Below are 11,176 nucleotides of genomic sequence, written 5' to 3'. Positions count from 1 at the left end.
AAAATTATAGGTTTGAGGAAACGAATTTAAAAGAATATTACATAAAGCTAGCATGCCAACTTTCAGATGCAGGTACCTCCCAATTGTTTTGATATTCTCCCTTATTAATTACAAGGTTATTAAAAACAATAGTATTTTTAGAAACAGACTTATTTTTTGCCATTTTTCTAAAATCTATTAAGGTTTTATAAGCAACAAATTCTCCTTGCTTATAAGAAACATTCATTTTATCTAATAAATCTATATTATATTTTGCCTCTAAGGCTTGAATAAAACGTACTGAAGAATCGATAGAACACCCCGTTGCTCCTGCTACAGATTGGTCTAATGCTATAACAATAAATCTATTGTATGGTATTTCGTAACCTGCATTTAAATCATTTCCATGAGCTGTCCATTCTTGTAAAAAAGAATCTAGCTCACTACGTAATTCTATTAGTTCTGCTTCAGAAAAACTTCTGCTTGCTTGGTAAATCCAAACTCTCGAAGATTCTGGTAATTTTTCAAATTCTACTAACATGATTTTAATTTAAAATTGAATAAATAATGCGTAAAATTTATTTATAAATCTTCAGCACTAGCAATAAGTTCTGCTATATCCATAACAGCAATGCTTGCTTCTTTTTCTTTATTTTTCACTCCATCAGTCATCATCGTATTACAAAACGGACAACCCGCAGCAATAATATCTGGTTTAACATCTAAAGCCTGTTCTGTACGCTCAATATTAACGTCTTTATTACCTGGTTCAGGCTCTTTAAACATTTGCGCACCTCCTGCTCCACAACAAAGTCCTTTTGTTTTGCAGTTTTTCATTTCTACTAACTCTGCATCTAGCTTCTTAATTAAATCACGCGGAGCTTCATAAATATCATTAGCTCTACCTAAATAACAAGGGTCATGAAAAGTAATACGCTTTCCTTTAAATTTACCACCTTCCATTGTAATTCTACCTTCATCGAGTAGTTGTTTTAAAAACTGAGTATGGTGTACAACATCATACGTACCTCCCAAACCTGGGTATTCGTTTTTTAAAGTATTAAAACAATGTGGACAAGCAGTTACTACTTTTTTAACCTCATATGCATTTAATACCTCTATATTGGTTACCGCTTGCATTTGAAAAAGAAACTCATTACCTGATCTTTTTGCAGGGTCACCAGTACAACTTTCTTCGGTACCTAACACTGCAAAACTAACATTTGCTTTGTTTAAAATTTTCACAAAAGCTTTTGTTATTTTTTTTGCTCTATCATCAAAACTTCCTGCACAACCTACCCAAAATAAAACTTCTGGTTGTTTTCCTTCAGCAAAAAGAGATGCCATTGTTGGCACTTTTAATTCATTACTCATACCTAAGTTATATTATGATTCGTTTGACCAGTTTAATCTATCTTGTTGGTTAAATGGCCATGGAGCTCCGTTGTTTTCAATATTCCCCATCATATTATTTAAATCAGATGGTGCAGCAGATTGCTCCATTACTAAATATTGCCTCATATCCATAATGATTGATAGAGGGTCTATACTTACAGGGCAAGCCTGTACACATGCATTACACGATGTACATGCCCATAATTCTTCATTCGAAATATAATCACCTAATAATTGTTTACCATCAGGTACAAAGGTTCCTTTGTTGGTATCAATATTTTTTCCTACTTCAACCAGGCGATCTCTGGTATCCATCATAATTTTTCTAGGAGATAATTTTTTACCAGTCTGGTTTGCAGGACACTCACTAGTACATCTACCACATTCAGTACAGGTATAGGCATTTAATAATTGTACCCAATTTAAATCCATCACATCTGATGCTCCAAATTTTTCAGGAACTGGGGCATCTTCAGCAGGTGCTGCAAATGGATCTGCAGAAGGATCCATCATTAATTTCACTTCTTTTGTTACTGCTTCGTTATTTAAAAACTGTCCTTTTGGTCTTAATTTTCCATAAAAAGTATTCGGGAAAGCTAAAAGAATATGTAAATGCTTCGAAAAATATAAGTAATTTAAGAAAGCTAATATTCCAATAATATGAATCCACCATGCTGTACGTTCTACAATATGTAGTGTTGTTTCTGCCATTCCACTAAACAAAGGTGCTATAAATTGGCTCACTACATTACCTGATGCTAAGTTTTGAAAACTCGTATCGGTTGCATTCATTATTAAAAATAAACACATTAAAACAACTTCAAAATAAAGAATAATATTACCATCATTCTTTGGCCACCCTGTCATTTCAGCACTTAGAAAACGTTTTATTTTTATAATATTTCTACGGATCCAAAAAAGTATTACCGAGATTAATACCAAAACTGCTAACACCTCAAATGAGCCTATTAAAAACCCGTAAATTGATTTATTTAATACACTTAAACCAATTCTATGAGTTCCAAAAATACCATCTACAACAATTTCTAAAACTTCTATGTTTATTATAATAAAACCAACGTAAACTATTATATGTAAAAAACCAGCAATTGGTCTAACCACCATTTTGGTTTGACCTAAAGCTATTTTTGCCATATTTTTCCATCGTTGTGGCCTATTATCACTTACATCAACATCTTTACCCAGTTTAATATTACGAGATAATTTTTTAACGTTGTTAGCAAACAAACCAATTCCTAAAATCAGTAAGATACTAAACAGTACTTGAGGGATGTATTGCATAAAATTTTAGTTTTCTATATTCTGAGCAGGATCTTCTTCTGGTAATTCGTAGTCTATTTGCTTTTTACCAAAAACAGATACATTAACATACCTTTTTGGATTTAAACGAAAATCCTGAAGCAATAAATCTAGCTCTCTTGTAGATGCGGTAAGGTTATTATAAAGTTCTTCATCTGTCATTAATTTTCCAAGAGTTCCATCTCCTTTTTCTATTTTAGCTAACATCGCATCTAAATTACCTAAAGTAGACTCTAGGTTTTTCATTGTTTTTGTCAAACCTACTTGTGAAATAGAATCTGAAATTTTAGAAAAATTATCAGTGATATTATTAATGTTTTTTATAGAATTATCTAGCTGTTTTTTATTATCTGCTAATAATCCATTTAAAGAATTAGAGGTTACTTGAAAGTTTTTAATTAAAGCATTAAGACCACCTATACTCTCTCTCAACTCTTTCTTTGTTTTTGTGTCTAAAATTTGATTAAAATTAATTAAAAGTGAATCAGCATTGGTAACTGCACCTTCTATTTTACTTTGTAATGGTGCTAAATTTTGTTGAACAAGATCTGTTAAACCTGGTTTAGTGCTTGAAGCTAATATATCTCCTGACTTGGCTTTAGGTGCTTCATCAAAAATAGGAATTATCTGAATCCCTTTTCCTCCTATAATACCAGTATCGTAAAGCTCTGCTCTACTGTTTTTAGAAAATTCAAAATCATTACTTACCGAAAAAGTAACCAATAATTTACCTGAACCATCTTTAAACTTTATATCATTTACTTTGCCAACAGTAAAACCGTTGATAGAAACTGGCGTTCCACTTTGTAAACCACCTACGTTATCGTATATAGCATAAAAGGTTTTACTATTATCAAAAATAGATGATGATTTCAAATAACTGAACCCCATTAAAAATAATAGAATTCCACCTACAACTATAATACCTGTTTTAACTTCTCTTGAAATCTTCAAATGAATAAATTTAGGATTCTTAACAAAATTAGAAATAATTTTTAGAAGATAGACTATTAATTAGACTCGTATTTTAAAGCTTCTTTAATAGTGATACGCTCACCATTTTTATAAGCTACAATATACGCATCTTTATAACCTTTTGCATTAGCATCTTCTTTCAATTTCTTAGCACTATTAAACGATTCTGTTTCACTATATAAATATCTAAAAAAAGTTTTATAACTCTCTTTTGATATATTTTTTAAGCCTTTAAAATTATTAGAAGTAACTGACCAATTTTGACTAGTAGCTAAGATTTGAATTTTAAACAACACATTAGGTTTTATAACTTCCTTTATTATAGGCTTATCTTCTTTTACTACAACAGGAGTTTTTTCTTTTACAATAACTTCTTCAGGTGCCTTTACAACCTCTTTAACAACTGGCTTTACTTCTTTTACAACAACTGTTTCTTTAGGTTTTGTTATTGGCGTGCTATTAGAGGTATTACTTGTTAAATTCTTTTTATAATCTAATATAGCAGTAGCTATAGCTGTACCCATTTCCTTTTGTCCCTTTACAGAATTTAAATACTGTCCCTCTGGTTTGTAAGTCAAAAAACCTGTTTCTACCAAAACACTTGGCATAAATGTCTGGTGCAAAACAATAAATCCTGCTTGTTTTACCTGTCTATCTTTTCTTTTTAGTTGACCTGTAAAATTATCTTGCATAGTTTTAGCCAAAAGTATACTTTGATCTAAAAACTCTTCTTGCATAATTGTTAATCCTATAACAGATTCTGGAGAATTAATATTGTATTCAGCATAACGAGTCTCATAATTATCTTCTAAATAAATAGCAGAGTTTTCCTTTTTAGCAATTTCGAAATTTTGTTTATTAGCATGTAAACCCAATACAAATGTACCTGCCCCATGCGCTTCAGATGTATGAGAATCACAATGAACTGAAACAAATAAATTTGCATTTGCCTTATTTGCAATTTCTCCCCTTACATATAAATCAACAAAAGTATCATCATTACGGGTATATATGACTTTAATATTAGGGTTCTTTTCTAAAATAGCACCAACTTGTAATACAATATTTAAAGCTATGTTTTTTTCTAAATAACCATTTCCTAAATTTCCTGGGTCATGACCTCCATGACCTGCATCTAAAACAACTACAAATGGGTTTTCTTGCGAGAACTCAGTTTTACCGCTAGCAAATGATGTGGAAGCAAATATTAACACAAAAAAGAACAGCAGATAAAAACAATTTTTATTCATAAAATATAATATTAATCATTATAAGGTTAAATTAATTGTAATGTACATACTACAGAACAAAAAATATATGTAAGTTTGGCATTGATTCTAAACAGTCATTAAGACAAGACAAACTATTACAAAAATAGGACTTATAGCCTTGCAATCAAACAAACATCATTTACTTTTATTAGTTCTGCTATTTAGCAGCTTTTCTTGCTTGTTTAGTCAAGAAGACAAAGTAGTTATACTACCTATAAAGTCAATTCAAGACTCAATTATAGCACCTACAGACTATACAAACATACTAATAAAAGACAGCACAACTGTAGATTCTACACAAATTGATTCACTTAACAAAAAGCCTACTCTTTTATTAGATAAAATAAAATACCGAGCTAAAGACTATGTTAAATTGAGTCAGAAAGATCAAAAAATTTATTTATACAATGAAGCTGAAATCTATTATCAAGATACCGAGCTAAAAGCAGGTATTATAATAATGGATTATATTAAAAATGAAGTTTACGCTGGTAGAATTAAAGATTCTTTAGGCAACTACACTCAATTACCCTATTTTAAACAAGGAGGAAGTGTAGTTATACCCGACTCTATCCGATTTAACTTCGATACGAAAAAAGCATTAATTTGGAATTCTAGAACAGAACAAGAAGCTGGTTTAGGAGAACTCGGTAGTGATGCCATGAATGTTTATGCCGAAATCACTAAAAAAGAAAATGATTCTGTTTATTTTTTAAATAAAGGAAGGTTAACTACTTCAAAGGATACAGTTAACCCTGATTATTACATACTCGTTAACAAAGCTAAGTTTGTACCTAAAAAAAAGGTAATAGCTGGGTTTAGTAATATGTATATTGCAGATGTACCCACTCCTTTATTTTTACCTTTTGCTTATTTTCCGATGTCAACGGGTAGAACTGGAGGACTTATTTTTCCGACTTTTGGTAACATAGCTGACCGTGGGTATTTTTTACAAAATGGAGGTTATTATTTACCAATTGGAGAATATGCTGATTTAGAAGTAACTGGAGATTTATATACTAATGGTAGTTATGGGTTGAGCTCTAGATCTGTTTACGCTAAAAGATATAAATTTAGAGGTGGTTTTAATGTACAATTTCAAAATATTATAAACAGTCAAAAAGGTTTTGATGATTATAGTAGAAGTACAAATTACAACATACAATGGAACCACTCACAAGATCAAAAATCGAATCCAAATTCAAGTTTCTCAGCTTCTGTAAACCTAGGAAGTAGCCAATACTATATAAATTCGCTTAGAATACAAGATATATCAAACACTCAAAACAATACCTTATCATCTTCCATATCCTATTCAAAAACATTTCCTGAGTATCCTTCAGTAAATATGAGTTTAACAGCTTCTCATAGTCAATTAACAAGTAGCACTTTAACTGATACCGATACTGACAATATCACCATGACACTACCTACCTTTCAAGCTAGCATGGAGCGTATTTACCCTTTTGCAAAAAGAGATGGAATAAAGAAAGGACTTATTCAAAACATAAATTTTCAGTATGATGTAACTGCCTCTAACTCACTTACAACAAATGACGACGATTTTTTGTCTAGCAGAATGTTTGATAATGCTAAAGTTGGAGCCAGACACAGAATACCATTAAGCACCAACTTTAAAGTCGCTAAATACCTTAGTGTTACTGTAGGTGGTACTTATGAAGATTTATGGACACTAGATACCTACAGAAGAGCTTATGACGAAACTACAAAAACAGAGATAATTACCGATACCATAAAAGGCTTTGATCGTTTTAACAAATATAATTTCACTACAAGTATAGGTACTACCATATATGGTACTCTTAATTTAGGAGAAGATAAAAAAATTCAGGCTATACGACATGTCGTTAGACCCTCTATAAGCTACGGGTACACACCTTCATTTGATCAGTTTTATGAAGATCTATTAAATAGCAACGGTGAACAAGTAATTATAAACGAAGAACTCCAAAGATATACTCGATTTGAAGGTACCTTAAATGGATCTCCAAGTTTGAGTAAATCTAACTCATTGAGTTTTTCTTTAGCAAATACGCTTGAAGCAAAAGTAAGATCTAAAGATTCTACCGAAACTGAAGCCAAGAAAATACAAATTCTAAGAAACTTAAACTTCTCTACAGGATATAACTTTAATGCAGATTCTCTAAAATTAAGTCCTATAAGTTTTAGTGGTGGTACTAGTATTTTAAAAAATAAAATGTCTATTAACTTTGCTGGTACTTTAGATCCTTATGCAATTGATAATAATGGAACTAGAATAAACACTTTTAACATTGACAATGGTGGTAGCTGGGCTCGATTAACTAATGCAAGAGGTAATATTAGCTATAGTTTTTCTAGTAAAGATTTTGATAAGAAAAACGATAAAGATAACAAAGAGGAAGATATCGATAACAAATACGATTATAACGCATCTAGTGGCGGTAGAACTGATGATCTTTTTGGCGATAGTGATTTTATGAATCAAAAGAGACCAAATGATAAAGAAGACGAGGAAGAAAGAGAAACCGGCCTATATTCTAATAAAATACCTTGGGATTTAAGATTGGCCTACACTGTGAGTTATTCCAACCCTAATAGAGAAAATATCATTAACACCCACAGTTTAATGTTTTCAGGAAATATTGAATTAACACCCAAGCTGAAAGTCGGAGCATCTTCTGGTTACGATTTTGTAAATAAAGGTTTCTCTATTACCCAATTACGTTTCCAAAGAGAGTTAGGAAGTTTTAACGTACGTTTAAACTGGACACCATTTGGTCTCTACGAACGATGGGATTTCTTTATAGGAATTTCTAGCTCCATACTAAGCGACCTTAAATGGGACAAACAAAGTACAAGAAGTCTAAGTAGACAATAACAATACCTTTTAATTTATTATTATGAAAAAAATTATAAATACAACAAAAGCTCCTGCTCCTATCGGTCCATATAACCAAGCAGTCTTAACTGGTAACACTCTTTATATATCAGGTCAAATTCCAATAAACCCAGAAACTGGTGATTTAATAGAAGGTGATATAAAAAAAGAAACAAAGCAGTCTATGGAAAATTTAAAAGCCATTCTTACTGAAGCAGGAATGACTTTTGAAAATGTTGTTAAAGCATCAATATTTGTTAGTGACATGCATCAATTCGCTCAAATAAATGAAGTTTATGCTATGTATTTTGATGCTAATACAGCTCCTGCAAGAGAAACCGTTGAAGTTGCTAATCTACCTAAATTCGTAAATGTAGAAATTAGTATGATTGCTGTTAAATAGTTTTTTTATGATTACTTTGGTGAAACTCAACTAAACCATCAATTGGTTTTTGCCTGATTTGACCAACAACTAAATCATTGCGCTCTAGAGTACTTTTCAATTCTTCTCTTAAGTAATACGCAATACTACCTACAAACGAAATTGGCACTTTTGTAGCCAACTCAAATTGCATAACGTAGTTATTTATAAATTGCTGAAAACCTTTAGCTATAACTCCTTTACAATAAGGATGCTCTTTGTTTTCAACAATAAACCTAGCAAAGGTTGCTAAGTATGTATTTGGGTTGGGTTGTTTATATAAATTCTCTTTTATAACATCAGCCTCTAAATTATACTCTGAAGTAAATTTTTCAGCTAAATCTTTTGGCATTTTATTGAAATAGTAATCACGAATTAATTTTCGCCCAAAGAAATTACCACTACCATCATCCATAGGAATATATCCTAGAGAAACTACTTTTTGATGAAGAACTTCACCATCATAATAGCTACAATTAGATCCTGTTCCTAAAATACAAACAATACCCTGATCTCCAATATTAGTTGTTGCATAAACAGCTGCATACGTATCTTCTCTAACCTCTGAAATAGCATTCGGAAAAAAACTACTAAAAATTTCTTTTAGAGAATTCTGCATTCTTTCTGTACCACAACCAGCACCATAAAAGAACAAATGCGTAACTTTTTCGCTGTTTTTTGAAAGCTCAAAATTATTAGCAAGTCTGTCTTCAATAACAGGTCTTGTTAAAACCTCAGGACTAAGCCCTAAAGTTTGCGTAAGAAATAACCTTTGGTAATTCTCATCTAAAGCAATCCAATCAGACTTTGTTGCGCCACTATCTACAATTAATATCATATATATTCAGGTGATAAAAAAAAATCCTGAAAGCAAACATAAGTGATTACTTTCAGGATTTCTTAAATTAAAAAATTATAATTTAGAAACGTGCTGTGTCAAATCTAACATTTTGTTAGAGAAACCAGCTTCGTTATCATACCAAGATATTAACTTGAAGAATTTTGAATTTAATTCAATTCCAGCACCAGCATCAAAAATACTTGTTCTTGAATCTCCAATGAAATCTTGAGAAACTACACTTTCTTCAGTATATCCTAAAACACCTTTTAAATCTCCTTCAGAAGCAGCTTTAAAAACTTTTTTAATTTCTTCGTAAGAAGTTTCTTTTTCTAAACGAACAGTTAAATCTACAACTGAAACATCAGCAGTTGGCACTCTAAATGCCATACCTGTAAGTTTTCCTTTTAATGCAGGAATTACTTTAGTCACGGCTACTGCTGCACCTGTTGAAGCAGGAATAATATTTAACATTGCAGATCTACCACCTCTCCAGTCTTTTCTAGAAGGACCATCAACTGTCATTTGAGTAGCAGTTGTTGCATGAACTGTTGTCATTAATGCTTCTTCAATACCAAAGTTATCATTTAAAACTTTTACTAAAGGAGCTAAACAATTTGTTGTACAAGATGCATTAGAAACTATAGTATCTGTAGCTTTAACATCTTTATGGTTAACACCCATTACAAACATTGGAGCATCTTTTGAAGGAGCTGAAATAACTACTTTTTTAGCACCACCATCAATATGGTATTGAGCAGTTTCTAAAGTAGTAAAGATACCAGTACACTCAGCAACAATTTCTGCACCTACTGCATCCCACTTACAATTTTTAGGATCTCTTTCAGCTGTAATACGAACAGTTTTTCCGTTCACAACTAAATGACCATCTTTTACATCTACAGTTCCGTCAAATTTACCATGAACAGAATCGTATTTAAGTAAATATGCTAAATGCTCAACATCTAACAAATCGTTGATAGCAACTACATCTACATCACCTCTTAATACACTTGTTCTAAAAACTAGTCTTCCTATTCTACCGAATCCGTTGATTCCTATTTTTAAATTTGACATTTTCTATTATTATTTATTAATTAAAATTATACAGTCATTATATCAGAAACTCTCATAAGTTCCTTATCAATTTTAGTATGACCTTTAATAGCCTTACTAATTGGGGTAAGCGTTATTTTATTATCTTGTATACCTACCATTAAGCTAGTTTTTCCTTCCATTAAAGCTTCAACAGCCCTAACTCCCATTCTACTAGCTAAAACCCTATCAAAACAAGAAGGCGAACCTCCTCTTTGCATATGCCCTAAAACAGACACTCGACAATCATAAATTGGCAAATGCTCTTCTACATATTCTTTAAGTTCAAAAACATTTTTACCTGTTTTATCACCCTCAGCAACCACAACAATACTTGATGATTTTCCTGATTGTTTACTTCGTTTTAAAGATTCAAGCAAGCGTTCTAATCCTAAATTTTCTTCAGGAATAAGTATTTCTTCAGCTCCTGCTCCGACACCTGCATTTAATGCTATATGCCCAACATCTCTTCCCATAACCTCAACAAAAAATAGTCTGTTATGCGAACTCGCTGTATCTCTAATTTTATCTATAACATCAACAACCGTATTTAAAGCAGTATCAAAACCTAAAGTATAGGTTGTGCCAAAAATATCATTATCAATAGTACCAGGTATTCCTATAATTGGAACTTTATATTCTTTGTTAAAAATAAGAGCTCCAGTAAAACTACCATCACCACCTATTACAACTAAAGAATCAATGCCTGCGGCCTGAAGTTGGTCGTATGCTTTTTTTCTCCCCTCTTTAGTTTGGAATTCCATTGATCGAGCAGATTTAAGTATAGTACCCCCTTTGTTAATAATATTATTAACACTACGAGCATCCATCGGTTTAAAATCACCTTCAATCATACCTTGATACCCTCTGTAAATACCCATACAATCAATTTTCATATAGGCACAGGTACGAACTACTGATCTAATTGCAGCATTCATTCCTGGGGAATCTCCTCCAGATGTAAAAACACCTATTTTTTTTATCTCTCTACTCATCAATTT

The 11,176-nt window shown here is 31.7% G+C and carries 10 protein-coding genes; 2 read left to right on the top strand and 8 right to left on the bottom strand.

The window, feature by feature from the left end; translation table 11 throughout:
• Positions 1 to 37: 37 nt before the first annotated feature.
• The 5 genes from H0I23_RS03850 to H0I23_RS03830 are packed head-to-tail and all read right to left on the bottom strand — an operon-like array spanning position 38 to position 4,919.
• Positions 38 to 520, bottom strand: coding sequence for an ABC transporter ATPase (locus H0I23_RS03850; RefSeq protein WP_216785143.1), 483 nt, complete (start codon positions 518 to 520; stop codon positions 38 to 40).
• A 41-nt stretch (positions 521 to 561) separates the two neighbouring features.
• The gene (locus H0I23_RS03845; protein ID WP_216785142.1) at positions 562 to 1,353 is read right to left on the bottom strand and encodes a (Fe-S)-binding protein; all 792 of its coding nucleotides are present in this window, start codon (positions 1,351 to 1,353) and stop codon (positions 562 to 564) included.
• Between the two features lie 12 nt (positions 1,354 to 1,365).
• Positions 1,366 to 2,676, bottom strand: coding sequence for a (Fe-S)-binding protein (locus tag H0I23_RS03840; RefSeq protein WP_216785141.1), 1,311 nt, complete (start codon positions 2,674 to 2,676; stop codon positions 1,366 to 1,368).
• A gap of 6 nt (positions 2,677 to 2,682) precedes the next feature.
• Positions 2,683 to 3,648, bottom strand: coding sequence for an MlaD family protein (locus tag H0I23_RS03835; protein ID WP_216785140.1), 966 nt, complete (start codon positions 3,646 to 3,648; stop codon positions 2,683 to 2,685).
• Between the two features lie 56 nt (positions 3,649 to 3,704).
• Positions 3,705 to 4,919 carry an N-acetylmuramoyl-L-alanine amidase gene (locus tag H0I23_RS03830; RefSeq protein ID WP_216785139.1) on the bottom strand — a complete coding sequence of 405 codons (1,215 nt, stop codon included), beginning with the start codon at positions 4,917 to 4,919 and terminating at the stop codon, positions 3,705 to 3,707.
• Between the two features lie 139 nt (positions 4,920 to 5,058).
• Here H0I23_RS03830 and H0I23_RS03825 point away from each other — a divergent pair, with 139 nt between their 5' ends.
• A complete protein-coding gene (locus H0I23_RS03825; protein ID WP_216785138.1) occupies positions 5,059 to 7,821 on the top strand; it encodes a putative LPS assembly protein LptD in 2,763 nt (920 codons plus the stop codon).
• A gap of 22 nt (positions 7,822 to 7,843) precedes the next feature.
• Positions 7,844 to 8,224: a RidA family protein gene (locus H0I23_RS03820; protein WP_216785137.1), complete on the top strand. Its 381-nt coding sequence runs from the start codon at positions 7,844 to 7,846 to the stop codon at positions 8,222 to 8,224.
• On the opposite strand, the gene H0I23_RS03815 is transcribed toward H0I23_RS03820, so the two are convergent.
• The 3 genes from H0I23_RS03815 to pfkA all read right to left on the bottom strand — a co-directional run bounded on the left by H0I23_RS03815 (position 8,217) and on the right by pfkA (position 11,170).
• Positions 8,217 to 9,080 carry an N-acetylglucosamine kinase gene (locus H0I23_RS03815; protein WP_216785136.1) on the bottom strand — a complete coding sequence of 288 codons (864 nt, stop codon included), beginning with the start codon at positions 9,078 to 9,080 and terminating at the stop codon, positions 8,217 to 8,219. The two genes, H0I23_RS03820 and H0I23_RS03815, sit on opposite strands and share 8 nt — an antisense overlap.
• A gap of 75 nt (positions 9,081 to 9,155) precedes the next feature.
• A complete protein-coding gene (gene gap / locus H0I23_RS03810; protein WP_216785135.1) occupies positions 9,156 to 10,157 on the bottom strand; it encodes a type I glyceraldehyde-3-phosphate dehydrogenase in 1,002 nt (333 codons plus the stop codon).
• 26 nt (positions 10,158 to 10,183) lie between these two features.
• Complete coding sequence (gene pfkA, locus H0I23_RS03805) at positions 10,184 to 11,170, bottom strand: 6-phosphofructokinase (RefSeq protein WP_216785134.1); 987 nt, start codon at positions 11,168 to 11,170, stop codon at positions 10,184 to 10,186.
• Positions 11,171 to 11,176: the final 6 nt, after the last annotated feature.

Source organism: Cellulophaga sp. HaHaR_3_176 (assembly GCF_019021925.1).
Taxonomy (GTDB): domain Bacteria; phylum Bacteroidota; class Bacteroidia; order Flavobacteriales; family Flavobacteriaceae; genus Cellulophaga.
This window is presented reverse-complemented; position numbering and strand designations above follow the sequence as displayed.